This is a genomic window from Cupriavidus sp. MEYA8 (assembly GCF_059278825.1).
The window spans coordinates 3,408,222-3,429,511 of record NZ_CM181221.1; the positions used below are offsets into that span (position 1 = coordinate 3,408,222).

General features: G+C 69.3%; 23 protein-coding genes. 16 read left to right on the forward strand and 7 right to left on the reverse strand.

Annotated elements, in window-relative coordinates; translation table 11 throughout:
* Positions 1-30: 30 nt before the first annotated feature.
* From paaB to AC5WJ1_RS15980, 6 genes are all read left to right on the forward strand, one after another.
* Complete coding sequence (paaB, locus tag AC5WJ1_RS15955; protein ID WP_022536879.1) at positions 31-318, forward strand: 1,2-phenylacetyl-CoA epoxidase subunit PaaB; 288 nt, start codon at positions 31-33, stop codon at positions 316-318.
* 12 nt (positions 319-330) lie between these two features.
* Positions 331-1,173: a 1,2-phenylacetyl-CoA epoxidase subunit PaaC gene (gene paaC / locus AC5WJ1_RS15960; protein WP_133097727.1), complete on the forward strand. Its 843-nt coding sequence runs from the start codon at positions 331-333 to the stop codon at positions 1,171-1,173.
* Positions 1,174-1,204: 31 nt separating this feature from the next.
* On the forward strand, positions 1,205-1,765 hold the full coding sequence (paaD, locus tag AC5WJ1_RS15965) for a 1,2-phenylacetyl-CoA epoxidase subunit PaaD (RefSeq protein WP_133097728.1): 561 nt from the start codon (positions 1,205-1,207) through the stop codon (positions 1,763-1,765).
* Positions 1,766-1,792: 27 nt separating this feature from the next.
* A complete protein-coding gene (gene paaE, locus AC5WJ1_RS15970; RefSeq protein WP_133097729.1) occupies positions 1,793-2,881 on the forward strand; it encodes a 1,2-phenylacetyl-CoA epoxidase subunit PaaE in 1,089 nt (362 codons plus the stop codon).
* 252 nt (positions 2,882-3,133) lie between these two features.
* Positions 3,134-3,928, forward strand: a complete 795-nt coding sequence (locus tag AC5WJ1_RS15975) for a DUF1835 domain-containing protein (RefSeq protein WP_133097730.1) — start codon at positions 3,134-3,136, stop codon at positions 3,926-3,928.
* A gap of 11 nt (positions 3,929-3,939) precedes the next feature.
* Entirely contained in the window at positions 3,940-4,557 is a 618-nt protein-coding gene (locus AC5WJ1_RS15980; protein ID WP_133097731.1) for a TetR/AcrR family transcriptional regulator, read from the forward strand.
* 36 nt (positions 4,558-4,593) lie between these two features.
* Here the strand turns inward: AC5WJ1_RS15980 and kefC are convergent, their stop codons facing one another.
* Both kefC and kefF read right to left on the reverse strand, forming a co-directional pair.
* A complete protein-coding gene (gene kefC / locus AC5WJ1_RS15985) occupies positions 4,594-6,408 on the reverse strand; it encodes a glutathione-regulated potassium-efflux system protein KefC (protein WP_135706083.1) in 1,815 nt (604 codons plus the stop codon).
* Positions 6,405-6,959, reverse strand: a complete 555-nt coding sequence (gene kefF / locus AC5WJ1_RS15990) for a glutathione-regulated potassium-efflux system oxidoreductase KefF (protein ID WP_135706084.1) — start codon at positions 6,957-6,959, stop codon at positions 6,405-6,407. Before kefF ends, kefC begins: the two co-directional genes overlap by 4 nt.
* 334 nt (positions 6,960-7,293) lie before the next feature.
* Here kefF and AC5WJ1_RS15995 point away from each other — a divergent pair, with 334 nt between their 5' ends.
* A complete protein-coding gene (locus tag AC5WJ1_RS15995) occupies positions 7,294-7,992 on the forward strand; it encodes a GNAT family N-acetyltransferase (RefSeq protein ID WP_133097733.1) in 699 nt (232 codons plus the stop codon).
* Positions 7,993-8,075: 83 nt separating this feature from the next.
* On the opposite strand, the gene AC5WJ1_RS16000 is transcribed toward AC5WJ1_RS15995, so the two are convergent.
* The 5 genes from AC5WJ1_RS16000 to AC5WJ1_RS16020 form a co-directional block, all read right to left on the reverse strand.
* On the reverse strand, positions 8,076-8,570 hold the full coding sequence (locus tag AC5WJ1_RS16000; protein WP_010813460.1) for an Lrp/AsnC family transcriptional regulator: 495 nt from the start codon (positions 8,568-8,570) through the stop codon (positions 8,076-8,078).
* Between the two features lie 418 nt (positions 8,571-8,988).
* Positions 8,989-9,585 (reverse strand): EF-hand domain-containing protein, encoded by a 597-nt coding sequence (locus tag AC5WJ1_RS16005; RefSeq protein WP_195427143.1) that lies wholly within the window; start codon positions 9,583-9,585, stop codon positions 8,989-8,991.
* Between the two features lie 154 nt (positions 9,586-9,739).
* A complete protein-coding gene (locus AC5WJ1_RS16010) occupies positions 9,740-10,471 on the reverse strand; it encodes a type II secretion system protein N (protein ID WP_135706086.1) in 732 nt (243 codons plus the stop codon).
* 88 nt (positions 10,472-10,559) lie between these two features.
* Positions 10,560-11,780, reverse strand: a complete 1,221-nt coding sequence (locus AC5WJ1_RS16015) for a globin domain-containing protein (protein ID WP_195427209.1) — start codon at positions 11,778-11,780, stop codon at positions 10,560-10,562.
* A 94-nt stretch (positions 11,781-11,874) separates the two neighbouring features.
* Complete coding sequence (locus AC5WJ1_RS16020; RefSeq protein ID WP_133097737.1) at positions 11,875-12,327, reverse strand: RrF2 family transcriptional regulator; 453 nt, start codon at positions 12,325-12,327, stop codon at positions 11,875-11,877.
* A gap of 206 nt (positions 12,328-12,533) precedes the next feature.
* Here AC5WJ1_RS16020 and gspG point away from each other — a divergent pair, with 206 nt between their 5' ends.
* The 9 genes from gspG to gspD all read left to right on the forward strand — a co-directional run bounded on the left by gspG (position 12,534) and on the right by gspD (position 21,286).
* The gene (gene gspG / locus AC5WJ1_RS16025; RefSeq protein ID WP_135706088.1) at positions 12,534-13,001 is read left to right on the forward strand and encodes a type II secretion system major pseudopilin GspG; all 468 of its coding nucleotides are present in this window, start codon (positions 12,534-12,536) and stop codon (positions 12,999-13,001) included.
* Between the two features lie 27 nt (positions 13,002-13,028).
* Positions 13,029-13,526 (forward strand): prepilin-type N-terminal cleavage/methylation domain-containing protein, encoded by a 498-nt coding sequence (locus tag AC5WJ1_RS16030; protein WP_133097739.1) that lies wholly within the window; start codon positions 13,029-13,031, stop codon positions 13,524-13,526.
* The gene (gspI, locus tag AC5WJ1_RS16035; protein WP_133097740.1) at positions 13,523-13,927 is read left to right on the forward strand and encodes a type II secretion system minor pseudopilin GspI; all 405 of its coding nucleotides are present in this window, start codon (positions 13,523-13,525) and stop codon (positions 13,925-13,927) included. Before AC5WJ1_RS16030 ends, gspI begins: the two co-directional genes overlap by 4 nt.
* Positions 13,905-14,612: a PulJ/GspJ family protein gene (locus AC5WJ1_RS16040; protein ID WP_133097741.1), complete on the forward strand. Its 708-nt coding sequence runs from the start codon at positions 13,905-13,907 to the stop codon at positions 14,610-14,612. The genes gspI and AC5WJ1_RS16040 overlap by 23 nt, the downstream gene beginning before the upstream one ends.
* Positions 14,609-15,640: a type II secretion system minor pseudopilin GspK gene (gene gspK / locus AC5WJ1_RS16045; RefSeq protein WP_133097742.1), complete on the forward strand. Its 1,032-nt coding sequence runs from the start codon at positions 14,609-14,611 to the stop codon at positions 15,638-15,640. The genes AC5WJ1_RS16040 and gspK overlap by 4 nt, the downstream gene beginning before the upstream one ends.
* A 209-nt stretch (positions 15,641-15,849) precedes the next feature.
* Entirely contained in the window at positions 15,850-17,328 is a 1,479-nt protein-coding gene (gene gspL, locus AC5WJ1_RS16050) for a type II secretion system protein GspL (protein ID WP_195427145.1), read from the forward strand.
* Positions 17,329-17,347: 19 nt separating this feature from the next.
* On the forward strand, positions 17,348-17,956 hold the full coding sequence (locus AC5WJ1_RS16055; protein ID WP_133097744.1) for a type II secretion system protein M: 609 nt from the start codon (positions 17,348-17,350) through the stop codon (positions 17,954-17,956).
* Positions 17,956-18,810, forward strand: coding sequence for a type II secretion system protein N (gene gspN / locus AC5WJ1_RS16060; RefSeq protein ID WP_434033331.1), 855 nt, complete (start codon positions 17,956-17,958; stop codon positions 18,808-18,810). Before AC5WJ1_RS16055 ends, gspN begins: the two co-directional genes overlap by 1 nt.
* Positions 18,811-18,844: 34 nt before the next feature.
* Positions 18,845-21,286: a type II secretion system secretin GspD gene (gspD, locus tag AC5WJ1_RS16065; protein WP_135706325.1), complete on the forward strand. Its 2,442-nt coding sequence runs from the start codon at positions 18,845-18,847 to the stop codon at positions 21,284-21,286.
* Positions 21,287-21,290: the final 4 nt, after the last annotated feature.

The window sequence follows — 21,290 nt, forward strand, 5'->3', positions numbered from 1 at the left end:
AGCCAGCACGCAAGGACTGAGGAGACAACGATGAACCGCAAGGAATGGCCGCTGTGGGAGGTGTTCGTGCGCAGCAAGCAAGGCCTGGAGCACAAGCACTGCGGCAGCCTGCACGCCGCCGACGCGCAGCAGGCGCTGCACATGGCGCGCGATGTCTACACGCGGCGCCAGGAAGGCGTGTCGATCTGGGTAGTGCCGTCCGCCGCCATCACGGCGAGCGTGCCGGAGGAAAAGCCGGAACTGTTCGACCCCATGGCCGACAAGATCTACCGGCACCCGACGTTCTACCAGCTGCCCGACGAAGTCAACCATATGTAAGGGCCACGCACGATGACCGCGTCCCCGCAACCCGCTTCCCTGGATCACTTGCCGCCGGCCCGCACCGCCGCGCTGCGCTATGTGCTGCGCCTGGCCGACAACGCGCTGGTGCTCGGCCAGCGCAATGCCGAATGGTGCGGCCACGGCCCCGTGCTGGAAGAAGACATTGCGCTGGCCAACATCAGCCTCGACCTGATCGGCCAGGCACGCCTGCTGTACGGGCGCGCCGGCGAACTGGAAGGCGAGCTGACCGGCCTGCCACGGCATGAAGACGACTATGCCTACTGGCGCGCCGAGCGCGACTTCCGCAACTGGACGCTGGCGGAACTGCCCCACCGCGGCCCGCTGGCCGGCACCGCCGCCGCGGAACGCGACTACGCGGTCACCATCATGCGCAACTTCCTGTACAGCGCGCTGATGGTCGAGCTGTGGCAAGCGCTGAAGTCCAGCAGCGATGCGCAGCTCGCCGCCATCGCCGCCAAGTCGGTCAAGGAGGCGAGCTACCACCTGCACCATGCCGCCGGCTGGGTGGTGCGCCTGGGCGACGGCACCGAAGCGTCGCATGCCCGCATGCAGCGGGCCCTGGACCACCTGCTGCCCTATATGAATGAGTGCTTTGCCGATGACCCGGTGGAAACCGAAGCCGCTGCGCAGGGCATTGGCGTCGTCACCGCCTCGCTGCGAACTGCGTGGGACGCGACCGTCGCCGAGACCCTGCAAGCCGCCACGCTGGCGCTGCCGCCGGCGAGCAGCTTTGTCTCCACCGGCAAGCTCGGCGTGCATTCTGAACACATGAGCTACCTGCTGGGCGAGATGCAAGGGCTGGCGCGGGCCCATCCGGGCGCGCAATGGTAATTGCCCGCTTCGCCGCAAAGGAATGACTGGCATGAACGTCACCACCCTGCCCCGCCCGGCGAACACTGCCGCCGATGCGCGCGTCGCGCAGGCATGGGCGGCGCTGGAAGCGGTCCCCGACCCGGAGATCCCGGTGGTGTCGATCCGCGACCTCGGCATCCTGCGCGGGATCAGCGCCGATGCCGACGGCACGCTGGAGGTGACCATCACGCCCACCTACTCCGGCTGCCCGGCGATGTCGCAGATCGCCGAGGACATCGGCCATGCGCTCGACGCCGCCGGCCTGGCACCGTGGCGCCTGCGCACCGTGCTGGCGCCGGCGTGGACCACCGACTGGATCACCCCCGCCGCGCGTGAGCGATTGCGCGAATTCGGCATCGCGCCGCCCGGCCAGTGCGGCGCGCCAGCCACGGCGCGACCATTGCACTTCGTCCCGCGTGCCGCGCGCGCCGGCGCCCCGGACCGCGTCGCCTGCCCGCGCTGCGGCAGCGTGCACACGCAGGAAATCTCGCGCTTCGCCTCGACGGCGTGCAAGGCACTGTACCGCTGCCTGGACTGCCGCGAGCCGTTCGATTATTTCAAACCCTACTGAGCCCCGCCGGGCCGAAGCCAGGCTGCCATGACCCCACAGTTCCACCCGCTGCGCGTGGCGCAGGTGCGCCCCGAGACTGCCGACACCATCTCGATCGCGTTCGAGGTGCCGGAAACGCTGCGCGACGCCTACCGCTTCACCCAGGGCCAGTTCCTGACGCTGAAGGCGCCGGTCGACGGCAAGGACTTGCGGCGCTCGTATTCGATCTGCTCGGCGGTGCAGGACTATGACGCACAAGGCGAGCTGCGCGTGGCGGTGAAGCTGGTCGAGGACGGGCTGTTTTCGTCCCATCTCCACGACACCATCGCACCCGGCCAGGTGATCGACGTGATGACGCCAGATGGCCGCTTCAACGTGCCGCTGGATCCTGCGGCGGCGCGCCACTATGTCGCCTTTGCCGCGGGCAGCGGCATCACGCCGGTGCTGTCGCTGATCCGCACCACGCTGCAGGCCGAGCCGCGCAGCCGCTTCACGCTGGTCTACGGCAACCGCAATGTCGACAGCATCATCTTTTCCGAGGCACTGGAAGACCTGAAAAACCAGTACCTGTCGCGCTTCACGCTGTACCACGTGCTGTCGCGCCAGCCGCAGGAGGTCGACCTGCTGCACGGCCGGGTTGACCACGACCGCGTCACCGCCTTCCTGCGGACCCTGATCCCGGTGGACGACATCGATGCGGCCTTCATCTGCGGGCCTGCGTCGATGATCGACGAAGCCGAGGCGGCGCTGCGCGACGCTGGCGTGGATCCGCACCGTATCCACGCCGAGCGCTTCGGCGTGCCGCTCGCGCAGGCCAGGCCCAAGCCGTCGCACGCGCATGCCGACCATGCGGGCACCGCCGAGCTGGTGGTCGTGCTCGACGGCAAGCAGCACAGCATGCGCCTGCCGATGGAAGACGCCAACGTGCTCGATACCGCGCTGGCCGCCGGGCTCGACCTGCCGTACGCCTGCAAGGGCGGCGTCTGTTGCACCTGCCGCGCCAAGGTGCTGGAAGGCCAGGTCGAGATGGAGAAGAACTACACGCTCGAGCCGTGGGAGATGGAAAAGGGCTTCGTGCTCACCTGCCAGGCGCGCGCGCTGACGCCGCGGGTAGTGGTCAGCTACGACGAGCGCTGATCCGGGTACGCCGCGCGGGGACGGCCAGCGGCGCGTACGCGTGCCGACACTCGCAGCGATTGGCCAGGCCGGGCCGTGATTACAATGGCGGCAGGCCGGCAGCGGCCTGGCGCGATGCTTGCAGGGGCATTGCGTGGGCTGCGGCGGCGATAGGCAGCGGTGGCGCACAGCCTTGCACAGCGGCGCCCGCCGACTGTCGCGCCAGCGCCGCGCGGTGCCAGCGAACCGTCCCACCCATATACAATCACGGCCATGCAATATATCCACGTCGTCAACGGTGATGTAGCAGGCACGACCCTGCGCCAGGCGCTGGCGCAGGCCGCGCGGCCGGACCCTGTCGTGGTGCTGCGCGACGACCTGGCAGTGGGGCCTCTGGCCGACATCGACAGCACCGGGCTGATCCGTTCCGGCTTCTGGCAGCGGGTCGCCCCGCACACCGACATCGATTTCGCCGCCGAGATGCGCCAGGCGCTGGACCAGCTACAGCGGCTGCGCCAGGACGAACTGGAAATAGCCATCTGGCACGGCCAGAGCGCGGCCGACCAGCTGATGCTGCGCCGGGTTGTGTTCCACCTGTATCAGGCGCCGCAACGGATCAATGAAGTCGCGATGGACCTGCGCGAGCTGGAGATGCCCGCGCAAGGCAACCTGGCCGCCATCGGCATGTATTCACCGGCGCGGCTGGCGCGGCGCTTCTCCACCATCGCGCCGGTTTCGGTGCTTCGGCTGGGACGGCTCGGCTACGAGTGGCAGCAGAACGTCAAGGAGAACGCCGACGTCCGCCTGTGGAAGGGCAATACGCTGGTTCCGGCCGCCTACCACACCATCGACGACATCATCATGGATCGCGCGCCGGCGGAATGGACCCCCGCGGTGCAGGTGGTGGGCAGCGTGATGGGCGCGATCGAAGGCCTGCTGGCCAGCGACTGGTTCGTGTTCTGGCGCTGCCGCGAGCTGATCGCCTCGGGCCTGATGGTGCTGCGCGGCAACTCCGATTCGCTCGAGACCTGCGAGCTGCGCCGCCGCGCCGGCGGCAGTGGCGAGTAACCCCGATACACATGGCCCGTACCAAGGCACCCGATTTCGAGGCGCAGCGCGAACAGATCCTGGACCTGGCCGCGGCTGCCTTCGCCAACAGCAGCTACCCCAGCACCTCGATGGCCGACCTGGCCGCCGCCTGCGGCACGTCCAAGGCGCGCCTCTACCACTATTACGAGAGCAAGGAAGCGATCCTGTTCGACCTGCTGGACCGCTACACGCGGCGGCTGATGCTGCTGGTCACCGAGGTCGAAGCCGACGCCGAGCGCCACGCGCGCACCGACAAGGACGCGTTTGCCAACCTGATCCGCGCCTTCCTGGCCGAGTACGAAACCTCGCAGACCCGCCATATCGCGCTGATCAACGACGTCAAGTTCCTCGCCGAAGGCCAGCGCGACGTGATCCTCGGCCGCGAGCGCGACGTGGTGGCGGCCTTCTCGCGCCTGCTGCGCCGGGCCTACCCGGAGCGTGTCACGCGCGATAACCAGACCGCGCTGACCATGACCGTGTTCGGCATGATCAACTGGACCTTCACCTGGCTCAAGCCGGGCGGACGGCTTTCGTACGCCGACTTTGCCGAGACGGTGCTCGACCTCCTCGAAGGCGGGCTGCCGGGCCGCGCCGCCGCGATCCGCTGACGAAGGCGGACCCGCCCCGGCCTGCCCCCGCCATCGTCAGGTCCACTCTGCCTCTTCGCGCTGCCGGCGCTGCTCGCGGTCTTGCCTGAACATTTCCTCCAGCTCGTCGCGGGCCTGGCGCGCCAGCGAGACCAGCTTCTTCTGGTCGGTGTAGTGCGGGTAGAAGCGGTCGATCGCCTGGATATTGTGCCGCCGGAAGCGCAGCGCCACGTTGCGCGCCTCGGCCGGGTCGAAGCCCAGCCCTTCCAGGACACTCCGTCCCATCCTCAGCGAACCCTCGAACATCTCGCGCTCGAACAATTGCACGCCGCGGTCCTTGAGCTGGTAGATATGCGACACATGCCGCGCCCGCGCATAGATCCGCAACTCCGGATAGCGCTCGCGCACACGGTCGATCAGTTGCAGGCTGTCGTCCATGCCGTCGATTGCCACCACCAAAATGCGCGCGCGGGCGATACCGGCGGCTTCCAGCAGGTCCAGCCGCGTGGCATCGCCATAGAAGATCTTGAAGCCGTACTGGCGCAGGAACTCGATCTGGTCCGGATCGTGATCGAGCACCGTGACGCCGATGCCCTGGCTGTACAGCAGCCGCCCGATGATCTGCCCGAACCGGCCGAAGCCGGCGATCAGCACCGGGTTGTCCTGCGGCGTGATGGCCTCGTCCGGCCGCGCCCTGGCGCGGCCCAGCCGCGGCGCCACCAGCTGGTCATAGGCGAGCAGCAGCAACGGCGTGGCCACCATCGACAGCGCCACCACCAGCACCAGCAACGCCTCGGTCTCGCGCGGCAGCAGGCCCGCGCCGCCGGCGACACCGAACACCACGAAGGCGAACTCGCCGCCCTGCGAGATCAGCAGCGCAAACAGCAGCCGCTGGCCGCGCGCAATAGCGAACCTGCGCGCCAGCAGCACCAGCACGCCGGTCTTGGCCACAACGAAGGCAACCACCAGGCCGAGCACCAGCCCCGGCGAGCGTGCCAGCACGGCAAAGTCGATCGACATCCCGACCGCCATGAAGAACAGGCCCAGCAGCAGCCCCTTGAACGGCTCCAGGTCGGCCTCCAGCGCATGGCGGTATTCCGAATCGGCCAGCAGCACGCCGGCGAGGAAGGTGCCCAGCGCCATCGACAGCCCGACCGCGTCCATCATCAGCGCGATGCCGACCACCAGCAGCAGCGCAAACGCGGTGAACATCTCGCGCATGTCGGTGCGCGCGATAAAGCGCAGCGCCGGCCGCACCAGGTAGCGGCCGCCGACCACCACAGCGCCGATCACCGCCACCGCCTTCACGCCGGCCATCCAGCCGGCGGCGCCCGCACCGGCGCCTTCGGCGCTCTCGACGGCGAGCAGCGGCAACAGCGCGATCATCGGGATGGCCGCAATATCCTGGAACAGCAGGATGCCGAAGCTGGCGGCGCCGGCCGGCGTGCCAAACAGGTTGCGCTCGGTCAGCGTCGCCAGCGCGATCGCGGTGGACGACAGCGCCAGGCCCAGGCCCGCGACCAGCGCCACCTGCCACGACGCACCCGCCAGCGCCGCCGCACCGCCGATCACCAGCGCGCAGGCGGCAAGCTGGGCGCCACCGTAGCCGAAGATGCTCCGCCGCAACGCCCATAGCTTGCGCGGCTCCAGTTCCAGGCCGATGACGAACATCATCAGCACCACGCCGAACTCGGAGAAATGCAGGATCGACTCGACGTCGGTAACCAGGCGCAGCGCAAACGGGCCGATCGCCGCGCCCGCCAGCAGGTAGCCCAGCACGGCGCCCAGGCCGCTGCGCCGCGCCAGCGGCACCGCCACCACCGCCGCAACCAGGAACACCAGCAGCGCAATCAGGAAGTCATGCTGGTTCATGCGCGCACCTCCGCGGGCATGGCGTCGGCACCCAGGCGCCCGCAGACGTGCGCAATATGGTCGGCCAGCGCCTGCGCATCGGCGTTGTCGGCGTCATGCAGCACCACCGGCGGCAGCCAGTTCATGCCGCACAGGAGCGCGGTCTGCTCCAGCGGCAACAGGAATTCACTGATCGGATGGCCATGGTTGCCGTCGGGGCCGTAGGCATCGGCGCTGCCGCCGGTACTGACCACCGCCAGCATCGACTTGCCGCGCAGTGCCGTGCCGCCTGGGCCGTAGGCCCACCCGTGCTCTAGCACCTCATCCAGCCATAGCTTTAGCAACGCGGGGACGCTGTACCAGCGCACCGGAAACTGCAACACGACGGTGTCCGCGACCGCCAGCACGCGCTGCTCGGCGACGACATCGATGTCGTAATCGACATAGGAACGGTAAAGATCGCGTACCTGTACCTGCGGCAATGAGGCCAGGGCGTCGGCCAGCGGCCGGTTGACGCGCGATCGGCTGGGCGTGGGATGCGCGTAGATCACTGCAATGGGAGACTCGGTCATCGAAGACGGGGCGGCTTGGCGAGGGCGGGCGGGATCGTGGCGGGCATGGGCCGGTTGCGGCGTTGCAGCATATCCACAGTTGATGTCGCGCAACAATTCATCACATTTTCTTAGGCTATTGATTTTATTGCATTTTTCAAAGCGATGTGGCGGTGCGGCCGGCTGCTGCGGCGCAGGAAGCTTACGCCAGACTGGCAATTCCACTACAATACTTTTCACGCTGCATCAAGATGGTGTTTCCCCGAATCTCGCACCGAGCCAGGGAAAAAGTGCCTGGCGAAACACCACCGCAGTGCCTATTTTTTATCTGTTACTGCACCAGGAAGGATTTAACGTGAACCCGCTCGAACTGAGCAAGGCTGTCGGCGCACTGACCGACGAAGATCTGCGCAAGGCAGCTGCAGCGACGCAGGCCGCCCACCGTGCCACCGTTCTGGTGCGCGAGCTGGCCGCCCATCATCGCTCGCGCTTGCTGAAGCATTTCCTCGCCCTGGGCGAGGACGATCGCCTGCTCCGTTTCGGCCAGTCGGTGGGCGACCACGTGATCGAAGCCTACGTGGACAGCATCGACTTCGACCACGACACCGTGTTCGGCGTCTACGACGACAAGCTCGAGCTGATCGGCGTGGGCCACTTTGCCAACCTGCGCGACAATGCCCAGGGCCGCGTGGCCGAGTTCGGTGTGTCGGTGTCGCGCAGCGCCCGCGGCCGCGGTATCGGCAGCGCGCTGTTCGAGCGTGCGGCCATGCATGGCCGCAACACCAGCGTGCGCACGCTGTACATGCACTGCCTGTCGCGCAACGCCGCGATGATGCACATCGCCAAGAAAGCCGGCATGAAGGTCCAGTACGCCTATGGCGAGGCCGACGCCTACCTGGAACTGCCGCCGGCGGACACCGTCAGCCGCCTGACCGAGGCGCTGGACGAACAGATGGCCGACCTCGACTACGCGGTGCGCCGCAACCTGCGCGACGCACGCCGCTTCGGCCTGCGCTTCTGGCGCTCCATGGTGCCGCAAAAACACACCGCCTGAGCGGGCTGCTCGCCCGCTTCGCCGCCCACGGCCGCCACGGCGCATCGCAAGATGCGCCGTTTTTGCATGCGCCCCCGGACCGCTCAGGCCGCGCCGCCGACCGGCAGCGCCGTGGTGTCCTTGATGCTTTCCAGCGCAAAGCTGGAGCGCACGTCGATCACCGACGGATGGGCCAGCAGCTGCTCCTGCATGAAGCGCGCGAAATGCTCCATGTCCTCGACGTAGACCTTGAGCAGCAGGTCCATCTCGCCGGTCATGGCATGGCATGCCGCCACCTCTGGCCAGACCGCGATGGAGGCGCGGAACAGGTCCAGCGGCGCCTTGCCCTTGGGCGCGCCGCCATGCTTCTCCAGCCGGACATTGATATAGGCCAGCAGGCCGAGCCCGATCTTGTTCGGCTCCAGCAGCGCCGCGTACTGCCGGATCACGCCGATCTCCTCCAGCCGCCGGATGCGGCGCAGGCAGGGGCTGGGCGACAGGTTGACGCGCTCGGCCACCTCCAGGTTGGTCAACCGGCCGTTGGTCTGCAGCACTTCCAGGATCTTCCGGTCGATCTTGTCCAACTCCACCTTGCTCACGATATTGTTGCTCCGCAATATGTTTATTGGCAATTTTTTTGCGCAAATTTAGCAAGCCGTGCACAAATACGCAATTTTTTGTGTAATTGCGCCCGCTGAAGGCCGGATTCCCGACGAATCGACAGCCTTTTAGGTCACTCGTGCTGCAGCCGGTCGGGCTGGGCAACCTGTCTGGTGGCACGGCTGCGGGGGTTGCGGCCGCGCCCGCGGCGACCGGGAGAAGGCAAGGATGGTGCCAAGGCCGGCCGCACAGGGAAGCGGCATTCTACGGGCGTTTGCCGCCGGGGTCAGATACTTCCTGGTCAACGCGCGCTCCGACGCAATGACGGACCGCGCCAAAGCAAAAGCGCGCGGCCGGCAGGCACGCGCGCTGAACAGCGGTTTCAGGCAGGACGGCCATGGCCGTCCTGCGGCGGCATCAGCCGCCGCTACTGGACGGGGCCCCCGGTGCAGACGGGTTCGCGGGCGCAGGCTGGCCGCCCGGAGCACCCTGGCCCTGCGGGCCACGGCGATGGTGGTCGCGGTCCATCTTCTCCATGCCGGCGCGGATTTCGTCACGGGTCAGCTTGGCGTCGCGGTTGGCGTCGAGCTGGTCGAAGCGCTTGGCCAGCCGCGGCATGCCGGCATTGGCCTCGGCCTTGGTCAGGGCGCCGTCGCCGTTCTTGTCGGCGGCCTTGAATTTCTCATCGAAGGCGGCCTGCATACGGGCGTGGCGCTCGGCCATGACGGCCTTGCGGTGCGCGTCCATCTCGGCCTTGTCGATCTTGCCGTCGCGGTTGGTGTCGAGCTTGTTGAAGTAGGCGTCGGCCTCCGCCTTCGAGATGGCACCATCGTTGTCGGTATCGACCGCCTTCATCCAGCCGCCGCCATGGCCCATATGGTGGTGGCCGGGGCCGGCCTTGCCGGCCGGTGCAGCGGGCGCGCTGGCCTGGGCGAAGGCGCCGCCGGCAACCAGCAAGGCGGCCGAGGCGGCCAGGAATTGCTTCAGGATCTGCTGCTTGTGATTGCGTTGCATGTCTTGCTCCTTGTCATCACGTTGGCATGTACGGATTAGAACGCAGACGATGCAGGGGGGTTGGCGCTTTTAATACGATGTTACCCGCCTCACAGAAAGGCTGGCGCCCCGTAAGGGAACGCAACGGGACGCGAATATTTGCGGCCTTGCCAGCTCAATTCTTGGGGACCAGCATCCCGTCCTGGCTGGGTGGCGGCGCCATCATGGGCTGGTGCGGTGCGGCAGGCTGCGCCTGGGGTTGGGCCTGGGGTTGGGCCTGGACCTGGGGCTGGATTTGCGCCTGCGGGGGCTGGCCCGGAGCCGGCTGGATCGGTTGGGCCGGCTGGCTGGTCACCGGGGCCGGTGGGGCCGGCGGCGGCATCGGCGTCGCCATCGGCGCGGCGGCGCCAGCGGGCGGCGTCGGCAGCGCGGGAGCCGGCGCACCAGCGGCAGGTGCGCGCGCGGCGCCCGGCTGCACCGGCAATGCGATTTCCTGGCGCACGCCGCTGCGTTCGATCACCACCGAGCGCTGGCGGATCTCCACCAGCCGGATCTGCTGCGACAGTTCAGCACCGGACCGCACCGCCTTGGGCGGCCCGCCGTCCAGCGACACGATCGCCGCGCCGGCGCCGCCATCGACCTCGGCCACCACGCCGAGCAGTTGCACGTCGCGCGGACCGCCCTGGGCCGAGCCGCCGAACAGCGTCGCCACGGCGCCGGTCTCGACCGCCTCGGTCTGGGCAACCCGTGCGCTCTGCGGCACCGGCAAGGTGCGCATCGCGCTGAAGGTCAGCGCCCAGTACGTGGCCAGCGCGCACAGCGCGACAAACAGCACCACGCCTGCCAGGCGCGGCAGCCACGGCGCAGCGGCATTAAAGCGAAGGACAGGCCGGAGGGAGAGTTGCACGGGAACGGTACCCCTGACGCAAATGAACGATCGCGCCAAGCGTACCAGAGCCACATGACACTGTCGCCACTCCTCCGGCTGGCCGGGCTCAGAGCAGGTGGTCGAGCAGGTCCGGGCCGAAGACTTCGCGCTCGATGTGCGCCACCGGCACGCCGGCGCTGACCAGCGCATGGCGCTGCGCCTGCATGAAGCCCAGCGGCCCGCACAGGTAGAAGCGGCCATCGATGAAGCGCTGCAGCTCCGGCCGCGCCAGCAACTCGGCCATCGGCATGGTGCCGGCATGGTCGTAGTCGCGGCCGATGGCGTCGGCGGCCTCGGGCGCTTCGTAGCTGATATGCGTCACCAGTTGCGGCAACCGCTCGCGCGCCCACTGCAGGTCCGCGCGGTGCGCATGGTGGCGGCCGTTGCGGGCGGCGTGGGCGAACAGGATCGGACGCTGCGAACCCTGTGCGGCCAGCGTGCGCAGCACCGACAGCATCGGCGTGATGCCGATGCCGCCCGACAGCAGCACCAGCGGGCGATGGCCGTCGAGCGCCGGGGTGAAATCGCCGAACGGCGCGCTCACCTTCAGCTCGGTGCCTTCCTGCGCGTTGGCATGCAGCCAGTTGGAGACCGCGCCGGCCGGCGTCGACTGGTCGCCGTCTTCGCGCTTGACCGAAATGCGCCAGGTCGGCAGGCTGGTCTCGCCCGACAGCGAATACTGGCGCAGCTGGCGCGTGCCGTTGTCGAGGCGCGCCTCGACGCTGATGTACTGGCCGGGACGGAAGTCGCGCAGCGGGCCGCCGTCGGCAGCGGCCAGCGTCAGCGACACCACCTGCTCGCCCTGCGCTTCGCGGCGCAGCACGCGCACCGCCTTCAGCTCGCCGGCGGCGACACCGGTGCGCTGGTACAGCCGTGCCTCGGCGGCGATCAGCTCGCCGGCCAGCAGCCAGTAGGCTTCGTCCCAGGCGGCGATCAGCGGCGGCGTGGCCGCATCGCCCAGCACCGCCTTGATCGCGCCCAGCAGGTGGCGGCCGACGATCGGGTAATGCGAGGCGGTCAGGCCTACTGCCGCATGCTTGTGCACGATGCGGTCGACCACCGGCGCCAGCGCGGCGCCATTGTCGATATTGGCGGCGTAGGCGAACACGGCCGACGCCAGCGATTGCTGCTGGCTGCCGTTGGCCTGGTTGCCCATGTTGAACATCTGCGTGAGTTCAGGCCGGTCGGCGAACATCTCGCGGTAAAAGTGGGTGGTGATGGCCAGGCCATGCTCGCGCAGCACCGGGACGCTCGCATCGATATAGGGGCGGGAAGCGGCGGACAGCATCAAATAACACTCCGTTTCATTCATGCATGTTATATGCATGTTTTATCGCACAATAAAACCGGCGCTCGTCGGCGCCTGCGCGGACTACGTCCACTCAGGCCGAACGCCGGTTCAGGAAATCGCGATGCAGCTGGATGATCGACTCGGCGGTCTTGCTGCCGGTGACGTCGGCCAGCGTGACCTCGTCCAGCGCGCGGTAGAACGCCTGCTCGGCCACGTCCAGCGCGCGCTTCAGGCGGCAGTTGCCGTTCAGCGCACAGGGCGGGTTGTCGCAGTCGATGATGGCCTTGTGGCCTTCCAGCTCGCGCAGGATCGTGCCGATAGTCAGCTGTTCGGCACCAGGCCCAAGCTGCAGCCCGCCGTGGCGGCCGCGCGTGGCGGTGATCCAGCCCAGCTTCGACAACCGCGCCGCCACCTTGACCAGGTGGTTGTGCGAGATATCGAACTGCTGCCCCACTTCCGCAATGGTGATGGGCCGGCTGCCGTCGCCACGGGCGACGTACATCAGCAGGCGCAGTGCATAGTCGGAAAAGCGGGTCAGTTGCATCGTGGCGACATCTTAAAAAATATGCATCCAGGATGCAAGTTAAATCCGGCCTGGCGCACCAGCTGTGCTTTGCCTCACACATTGCAGCGGCGCCGACGCCACCCCCATAAAACAGTCATGTGGCGCCGGTTATACTGACTGGCGAAACCGGCCCGCCGCCAGCCCGGCCGTGGGCTCAGCCATTCCAGCAACGAGGTTCACAGACGATGCGCATTTTCACTACCGCCAGCCCCGCCCGTTCCCGGCCCGCACGCGCCCGCCGCGCGCGCGGCTTCACCCTGATCGAAATCATGGTGGTGATCGTGATCCTTGGCGTGCTGGCGGCGCTGGTAGTGCCCAAGATCATGAGCCGTCCGGACGAAGCGCGCATCGTCGCGGCACGCCAGGACATCTCGTCGATCATGCAGGCGCTCAAGCTGTACCGGCTCGATAACAGCCGCTACCCGACCACCGAGCAAGGCCTGGCCGCGCTGGTGACCAAGCCCGCCACCGAGCCGGTGCCGAACAACTGGAAGGGGGGCGGCTACCTGGAGAAGCTGCCCAAGGATCCCTGGGGCCATCCGTACCAGTACCTGAACCCGGGCGTGCGCGGCGAGATCGACGTGTTCAGCTTCGGCGCCGACGGCCAGGCCGGCGGCAACGGCAACGACGCCGATATCGGCAACTGGGAATAAATCCCGGCGCGCCCGCATCCCCTGACCATGACCACGGCGCCGCGCCACAGCGCGCCCTTGCGGCGCCGGGGCTTTACCCTGCTCGAGCTGCTGGTGGTCATGGTGATCGCCGGCATCGTGATTTCGCTGGTGGCGATCAACGCCTCGCCCAACGAGCGCGGCCGCGTGCTGGATGACGGCCAGCGCATCGCGCGGCTGTTCGAGCTGGCGCAGGAAGAGGCACAGCTCGGCGCCCGCCCGATCGCCTGGGAAGGCGACGCCGGCGGCTGGCGCTTCCTGGAAGCGACCCCGTACGGCTGGATCCCCATGCGTACCGACGTGTTCGCGCCGGGCCGCTGGCGGCTGGCGCTGGACCAGGTAGTGGTTGCCGAAGGCGGCCGGCCCACCGGCACCGGCGGCCCGCTGCGGCTGGTATTCGGGCGCGAGCTGATCGATATGCCGCAGCGGCTGGTGCTGGTGCGCGGCGATATCCGCGTGGACGTTGCCGGCGACGGCAGCGGCCGTTACTTCGCCAGCACGCCATGACCCGCATCCCCTTGCATGGCCGCCGCCGCGCCGGCTTCACGCTGATCGAGGTGCTGGTCGCGCTGACCATCCTGGCGGTCGCGCTCACCGCGGCCATGCGCGCCATGGGCTCGATGCTCGATGCCGGCGCGGCGCTGCAGACCCGCATGCTGGCCGAATGGAGCGCCGAGAACCACCTGGCCGCGCTGCGCCTTTCAAAGACCTGGCCCGAGCCCGGCGTCAGCGGTTATGCCTGCCCGCAAGGCGGCACCCCGCTGTACTGCGAGCAGTCGGTGTCGGGCACGCCCAATCCGGTTTTCCGCCGCGTCGAGATCGCGGTCTACCCGTCCGCCACCGACAAGTCAGTGCGGCTGGCGTGGCTGGTCACCATCGTTCCCAATGAAGCCCGCAACGTGCTCTGAGCGTCAACGCCCAGGCCGGCGCACCCGCGGCTTCACGCTGCTGGAGATGCTGGTCGCGATCACGCTGCTGGCGGTGATGGCGGTGATCGGCTGGCGCGCGCTCGACAGCCTGACGCGCAGCCGCGAGCGCCTGACCGACCACGATGCGCGCCTGGATGCGTTGAAGATTCTCTACGGGCAGTTCCAGGCCGACTGCGAGCACCTGGCCAGCCCCGCGCTGCTGCAGGGCAGCCCGGTCGAGGTCGGCCAGGACCGGCTGCTGCTGGTGCGCGACCGCCGCGACGAGGGGCAGCCGCCGGCGTGGCAGGTGCTGTCGTACCAGATCGACGGCAATACGCTGGTGCGGGTGGCCGCGCCGCCGGTGGCGGACCGGGCCGGGCTACAGTCGGCGCTGCTGTCGCTGCGCCAGGGCGGCAACAATGCGGCGCAGGTGCGGCGCGTGCTGCCCGACGTCGCCGGCATGAGCGTGCGCGCCTGGGTGGAGCCTGCCGGCTGGCAGGCCGATACCGGGCGCATCCGCAACGTGCTGTTCTCCGGCAATGCCGCCAGTGCTGTGGCCGCCTCGGACGTCGGCACGGCGCTGCCCAACACCGCGGTGCGCGCGGTCGAACTGACCGTGTTCGCGCGCATGGGCGACGGCGATGCGCCGCGGCAGTTCCAGAAGATCTGCATGACCGGGCTATGAGGCGCGCCCCCGTCCGCTCCCGCCCGGCCTTCGCTAGGCGCCGCGCCCGCGGCGCCGCCGTGGTCACCGCGCTGCTGATAGTGACGCTGGCCGTGGTGGTGGTGTCCGGCATGCTGTGGCGCCAGCAGGTGCAGATCCGTGCGATCGAGAACCAGCGGCTGCTGGCGCAGGCGACCTGGATCGAGCGCGCCGCGGTCGACTGGGCGCGGCTGATCCTGCGTGACGACCAGCGCCGCACCAACGTCGACCAGCTCGGCGAGCCCTGGGCGGTGCCGATCGCCGAAACCCGGCTGTCGGATTTCCTTGGGGCCTCGCTGCGCACCGACGTGGCCGGCGAGACCTCGTTCCTGTCCGGCCGCATTCTCGATGCGCAGGCGCGCTTCAATCTCGCCAACCTGGTGATCTGGACCGCCACCGCCGGCGGCCAGGGGCGCGCCGCTTCGGTCGATCCCGCTGCCCAGGCCGCCTACCGCCGTTTGCTGCAGACCGTGGGCCTGAACCCGCAACTGGCCGAGTCTACCGCGCGCGCCATGCTGCAGGCGGCGCAAGGCGGCAGCGACGGCGGCCGCGCGGCGCCGCGCCCGCTCGACAGCGTGCAGGGGCTGCTGTCCCTGCCCGGCTATACGCCGGAAATGATCGCCGTGCTGGAGCCATTCGTCACCGTGCTGCCCGAGCGCACCCTGGTCAACGCCAATACCGCCGAGGCCGAGGTGCTGGCCGCCGTGATCGACAAGCTGCCGCTGGAACGCGCCCGCGAACTGGTACGCCAGCGCGACCGCGCCTACTTCAACAACGTCGGCAACGTGCAGACCCAGCTGGCCGCGGTCGCGCCCCAGGCCGACAGCGCCAGCCTGGCCAATATGATCGACGTACGCTCGCACTATTTCCTGGTCTACGGACTGGTTCGCCACGAACGCGCCAGCCGGCTGCAGGTCTCGCTGATCTACCGCGGCGAGCCGCTGGGTGCCACCAATACGACACGGGTGGTCTGGATACAGGACGCCGACCGGCTGCCGGACCTGCGCTGAATGTCTGATACAAGGCGTACCGAGCATCCACGGTCGGCGCGGCTTGCAGGCATTGGCAACCGGGGAGGAACGGTATTGACGCGGTTTAGTCACACAGGCAAGGTATGCTGCGACGCTGGCGCGAGCGAGGCGCCACGCGGCAATGCGCCTTCCCGGGTTTTTCCCCCACGTCCCGCCATTGGCGCCACTGACGCCACGTTAAGGAAAAATTGAGCACCACCCTCTATGTCCGCCTGCCGCACCGGCCGCACGATCAGCCGCAACCCTGGCAGTTCGGCGCCCTGCCGTTCGCGCTGGTGCGCACCGGCACCGACGCCGCACGGCGCGCGGCCGGCAGCACGGCCTTTGAAGTGTTGCGTGAAGGCCACACCCGCATCGCCGACCTGCCCGCCGCCGAACGCCTGGTGCTGATCCTGGCGGCCAGCGACGTACTGCTGACCACCGCTAGCGTGCCGCCGCTGCCGCCGGCGCGTTTGAAGCAGGCGCTGCCCAACCTGATCGAAGACGCGCTCGCCACCGACGCCCAGCCCTGCCATATCGGCGTGGGGCCCTCGCTCGACGGCAGCGCCGCAATTCGCGGCCCACGCCGGCGGCTGCTGATGGTGGCCGACCGCGCCTGGCTGCGGGCCGTGCTCGACGCCTTTGCCGAACACCGCCATCGCCGCCGCCATGTGTTGCCGGCGCAGTTGTGCGTGCCGCTGGCAGCGGCGGAGGTTGCCGCCGCCGAGGCGCCCGGTGCCGAGCCCACACTGCGGCCGGCGGAGAACACCGCACCGGACGAGCCGGCCACGCTGGTGGTCGAGGCAGCCGCCAGCGCTCTGGCTGACGGCGGCGAACTGCTCGACAGCGCCACCCTCGGCGGCGCCGAGCCCGGCCCTGCACTGGCCAGCCGGTGGCAGCTGACGGTGCGCACCGGCGCACACGCCGGCTACGGCCTGCTGCTGGGCGACGACGCCCTCGCGGCCTGGCAGGCGCTGGCGCCCGAAGGCAACTGGTACGCCGACGCCGATGCCGCCGCCGCGGCGCCGGTTCCCGCATTGCGCGGCGCCGCCCGCGCCGGCTGGCCGCTGTGGATCGAGGGCGCGCAGGCGTGCCTGCGCGATCCGGCACTGGACCTGGCGCAGTTCGAGTTCGCGCAAGGCCGCGCCGACCGCTGGAACCTGGCTGCATGGCGGGTGCCGCTGGCGCTGCTGGCCGGCATCGTCCTGGTGCAGGTGCTGGGCATGAACATCCACTGGCTGCTGCTGCGCAACGAGCAGCAGCGCGTGGAAGCCGCGCAGCAGCAGACCTTGCGCAGCGCCTTCCCGCAGACCCAGGCCATCCTGGACGCGCCGCTGCAGATGCGGCGCCAGGTCGAGCAGCTGCGCATCGCCAGCGGCCGCAGCACGCCGGAAGACTTCCTGCCGCTGGCCGACCGCTTTGCCCAGGCCGCGCACCGGCTGCCGCCGGATGCGCTGCAGGCGCTGGAATACCGCGGCCGCATGCTGGTGGTGACGCTCAAGCCGGGCACGGACATTGCCGGCCTGCGCAATGCCGCGCGCCAGGCCGGCCTGCAGATGGAAGAGGACAAGACCGGTGGCGCGGCAGGCGGCGCAGGTAGCGCACCAGGCAGTGCGGCGGGCGGCGCGACGGGCGGCGCCACGCCGGTGACGCCGGGCTCGCGCTGGACCGTCAGGCCGGGCCTGTGAGCGCGGCAGCACGATACGCATGGATGCCATGAAAGACTCCGCCCGAAACCACACGTCCCGCCCCGCCCGGTCCGCAAGCACTACCGCCCTGCGCGCGCGCCTGGCGCGGCTGCGTCCGCGCGTGCCGCAAGCCTGGCAGGATCGCTTCAACGCGTTCTGGGCGGCGCGCAACCCGCGCGAGCAGGCCATCCTGGCCGGCGGCGCCGCGGTGATGGTGCTGGTGATCGGCTACACGCTGCTGTGGGAGCCGGCCGCCGAAGGCCGCCAGCGCCTGGCGCGCAACCTGCCGCAGATGCGCGCCGACCTGGCCGAAATGGAAACGCTGGCGCAGGAAGCGCGCGGCCTCAAGGCCACGCCGGCACCGGCGCTGCGCGGCGACGCGCTGACGCAGGCGCTGCAGGACAGCCTGGGCCAGCATGGCCTGAAGGCGGCCCGGCTTGCCGCCGGCGCCGACAACAATGTCCAGGTGCAGCTCGACAAGGTGCCCTTCGGCGCGTTCAGCAGCTGGCTGCAGGACGTGCGCCAGCAGCAGCGCATGAAAGTGATCGACGCCCGCATCGTCTATGTCGGCGCCACGGCGCTGGTCAATGTCAGCGCGACCCTGCAGGGTCCGGGCGGCCGCAGCTGATGGTACGGCTGGAAACGCTGCGGCTGCCGCGCCGCAAGCTGCGCCAGCCGGGTGCATGGCGGGGCCTGCGCTGGCTCGCGCTGGGACTGGCCAGCGCCGCGGCAACGGTGGTGGCGATGTTGCCGGCCACGTGGATCGCCGAGCGCGTGGCCACGCAGACGCAGGGACGGGTGCTGCTGGCCGATGCCAGCGGCTCGCTGTGGCGCGGCAGCGCCACGCTGGCGCTGTCGGCCGGCGCCGGCAGCCAGACCGCCACGGTGCTGCCGGGCAGGCTGCAGTGGACGCTGGCCTTCTGGCCGCTGCTGGCCGGCACCGCGCGCGCGGTGGTGACGCACACCGAAGCCATGGCCGCGCCGGTGACGATCACCGCGACGCCGGGCGGCTGGACCGTGCAGTCCGGCGCGATGCGGCTGCCGGCATCGCTGCTGGAAGGCATCGGCGCGCCGTTCAATACGCTGCGCCCGGATGGCCTGATGCGCGCGGACTGGTCGACGCTGCAAGGCAGCTTTTCCGGCCAGAAAGGTGGCGGAAATAACGCCGGAAATGGCAGCGGAGATGGCAATGGCATGCGCGGCCATGTCACGCTGCGCATCGAGCAGGTGTCGTCCGCGGTCAGCCGGCTGCGCCCGCTGGGCAGCTACCGCGCCGAGATCGACTGGAGCGGCGCCGGCGGCGGCAAGCTGCAACTGAGTACTATCGCCGGGCCGCTGTACCTGGAGGGCAGCGGCACGCTTGGCCGGCAGGCGCGCTTCGAGGGCACCGCGCATGCCGAGCCCGATGCGGAAACGCAACTGACCAGCTTGCTGAGCCTGCTGGGACGACGAGACAACAACGTGACAAGGCTGCGCTTCTGATGCCAGGCAGCGCCAGGAGCGTACGGAAATGACTATGACAACCCATGCCACCCGACCTGTTTTCCAGACCGCCTGCGCCCGCGCCGTGGCCCTGCTGTGCGGGCTCTCGCTGCTGGTGCCCGCGCCGCTGTGGGCCCAGCCCGGTGCGCCGGGCGCACGCACCCAGGGCACGCCGCCGGCGCCGCCCGATGTCACGCCGGCCAACCGCGATCAGGTGGTGCTCAACTTCGTCAATGCCGACCTGGACTCGGTGATCAAGGCGGTCGGGCAGGCCACCGGCAAGAACTTCGTGATCGACCCGCGCGTGAAGGGCACGGTGAACCTGGTCACCGAGCAGCCGGTGTCGCGCGCGCAGGCGTTGCAGACCCTGGGCTCGGTGCTGCGCATGCAGGGCTATGCGATGGTCGAGAGCAACGGCTTCACCAAGGTCGTGCCCGAAGCGGACGCCAAGCTGCAGGGCTCGCCCACGGTGATCGGCGCGGCGCCGAGCCGCGGCGACCAGGTGGTGACGCAGGTGTTCCGGCTCAACTACGAGTCGGCCAACAACCTGGTGCCGGTGCTGCGGCCGATGATCGCGCCCAACAACACCATCACCGCCTATCCGGCCAACAACACGCTGGTCATCACCGACTACGCCGACAACCTGCGCCGGCTGGCGCGCATCATCGCCGCGATCGACGCGCCCGCTTCGGGCGAGGTCGAACTGGTACCGCTGCGCCATGCGCTGGCCAGCGACACCGCGCAGGTGCTGCAGAAGCTGCTCGACCCCGGCGCCGCGGGTGCGGCCGGCGGTGGCGGCGCGCCAGGCGTCGACGCCACGCTGCGCACCTCCGTGGTGGCCGAGCCGCGCAGCAACGCGCTGATGATCCGCGCCTCCAGCCGCGCGCGGCTGCAGCAGGCGCGCCAGCTGATCGAGAAGCTCGACCAGCCCTACGCCCGCCCCGGCAATATCTGGGTGGTGCCGCTGCGCAATGCCGATGCGGTCAAGCTGGCCGCCACGCTGCGCGCCATCGTCGCGGCCGACAGCAGCTTTGCCTCCGCGACCCAGCCCGGTGGCGCCGGTGCTGCGGGCGGCATCGCCGGCGGGGGCGGCCTGACCAATGTCTCGACGCCGGCCGGCGGCCAGTTCACCGGCGGCACCACCGGCACGCAGACCGGCATGCGCGGCGGCACGTCGGGCACGGGCGGCGGCGCTTATGGCAACTCGGCCTTTGCCGCGTCGTTTGGCACCAGTACGCAACCGACCACCGGCGGCATCATCCAGGCCGATCCGTCGACCAACTCGCTGATCATCACCGCCAGCGAGCCGGTCTACCGCAACCTGCGCGGGGTGATCGACGACCTCGACGCGCGCCGCGCGCAGGTCTACATCGAGTCAATGATCGTTGAGGTCACTGCGACGCAGGCGAGCGAGCTCGGCATCCAGTGGCAGGGCCTGATCAGTTCCTCGAGCGGCAACAACAACGTCTTTGCCGGCACCAACTTCGGTACCGGCGGGCAGAACATCCTGAACCTGACCCTGGCCGGTGCGCTGTTCGACAGCAACCGCACCGCCGGCATCGCCGCGGCGCAGCAGCTGGTGCCGGACGTGGGCGGCCTGAACCTGGGCATCGTCAACAAGGCGATGGGGCTGGGCGCGCTGCTGCGCGCGCTCGGCACCAATGGCAGCGTCAACCTGCTGTCCACGCCGAACCTGATCACGCTGGAGAACGAGGAAGCCAAGATCCTGATCGGCCAGAACATCCCGATCACCACCGGCTCGTATGCGCAGACCGGCGGCGCGGCCTCGGTGACGCCGTTCCAGACTTTCGACCGCAAGGACGTGGGCATCACGCTGCGCGTGAAGCCGCAGATCACCGACGGCGGGCTGGTCAAGATGCAGATCTTCCAGGAGTCGTCGTCGGTGGTGGCTGGCACGCTGACGCAGGTGCAGGGCCCGACCACCAATGTGCGCTCGATCGAAACCAATGTGCTGGTCGACGACGGCCAGATCATCGTGCTCGGCGGCCTGATCGAGGATTCGTATGGCGACGGCGTGCAGAAGGTGCCGCTGCTGGGCGACATCCCGCTGATCGGCGGGCTGTTCCGCTACGAGAACAAGAACCGCTCCAAGACCAACCTGCTGGTGTTCCTGCGCCCGTATGTGATGCGCACGACGGGCGCAGCCGACCGCCTGACCGCGGACCGCTACGACTACATGCGCGCGCAGCAGCAGGGCTTTGTATCGCCTAACATCATGGTGCGCGACACCAACACGCCGCTGCTGCCGCCGGCCGACGCGCCGACCACGCCGTTCGTCGATCCGCGCGCAAACGGCCCGGTGCCGGCGCCGCTGCCTCTGCCGCAGACACTGCCGCAGAATCCGCAGCAGCCCGGCGTGCCGGCACAGCCGCAAGCGGTGCCGCCGCCCGCGGCCTTGCAGCAGCCGCTGAGCCAGCGCGGCGAAGCCGCCACGCCGGGCGCTGTCCAGAACTGAGGCC

Coding starts and splice junctions, on each gene's coding strand:
- paaB (WP_022536879.1), top strand. CDS start 31: ATGAACCGCAAGGAATGGCCGCTGTGGGAGGTGTTCGTGCGCAGCAAG.
- paaC (WP_133097727.1), top strand. CDS start 331: ATGACCGCGTCCCCGCAACCCGCTTCCCTGGATCACTTGCCGCCGGCC.
- paaD (WP_133097728.1), top strand. CDS start 1,205: ATGAACGTCACCACCCTGCCCCGCCCGGCGAACACTGCCGCCGATGCG.
- paaE (WP_133097729.1), top strand. CDS start 1,793: ATGACCCCACAGTTCCACCCGCTGCGCGTGGCGCAGGTGCGCCCCGAG.
- AC5WJ1_RS15975 (WP_133097730.1), top strand. CDS start 3,134: ATGCAATATATCCACGTCGTCAACGGTGATGTAGCAGGCACGACCCTG.
- AC5WJ1_RS15980 (WP_133097731.1), top strand. CDS start 3,940: ATGGCCCGTACCAAGGCACCCGATTTCGAGGCGCAGCGCGAACAGATC.
- kefC (WP_135706083.1), bottom strand. CDS start 6,408: ATGAACCAGCATGACTTCCTGATTGCGCTGCTGGTGTTCCTGGTTGCG.
- kefF (WP_135706084.1), bottom strand. CDS start 6,959: ATGACCGAGTCTCCCATTGCAGTGATCTACGCGCATCCCACGCCCAGC.
- AC5WJ1_RS16005 (WP_195427143.1), bottom strand. CDS start 9,585: ATGCAACGCAATCACAAGCAGCAGATCCTGAAGCAATTCCTGGCCGCC.
- AC5WJ1_RS16015 (WP_195427209.1), bottom strand. CDS start 11,780: ATGCTGTCCGCCGCTTCCCGCCCCTATATCGATGCGAGCGTCCCGGTG.
- AC5WJ1_RS16020 (WP_133097737.1), bottom strand. CDS start 12,327: ATGCAACTGACCCGCTTTTCCGACTATGCACTGCGCCTGCTGATGTAC.
- gspG (WP_135706088.1), top strand. CDS start 12,534: ATGCGCATTTTCACTACCGCCAGCCCCGCCCGTTCCCGGCCCGCACGC.
- AC5WJ1_RS16030 (WP_133097739.1), top strand. CDS start 13,029: ATGACCACGGCGCCGCGCCACAGCGCGCCCTTGCGGCGCCGGGGCTTT.
- gspI (WP_133097740.1), top strand. CDS start 13,523: ATGACCCGCATCCCCTTGCATGGCCGCCGCCGCGCCGGCTTCACGCTG.
- AC5WJ1_RS16040 (WP_133097741.1), top strand. CDS start 13,905: ATGAAGCCCGCAACGTGCTCTGAGCGTCAACGCCCAGGCCGGCGCACC.
- gspK (WP_133097742.1), top strand. CDS start 14,609: ATGAGGCGCGCCCCCGTCCGCTCCCGCCCGGCCTTCGCTAGGCGCCGC.
- AC5WJ1_RS16055 (WP_133097744.1), top strand. CDS start 17,348: ATGGATGCCATGAAAGACTCCGCCCGAAACCACACGTCCCGCCCCGCC.
- gspN (WP_434033331.1), top strand. CDS start 17,956: ATGGTACGGCTGGAAACGCTGCGGCTGCCGCGCCGCAAGCTGCGCCAG.
- gspD (WP_135706325.1), top strand. CDS start 18,845: ATGACAACCCATGCCACCCGACCTGTTTTCCAGACCGCCTGCGCCCGC.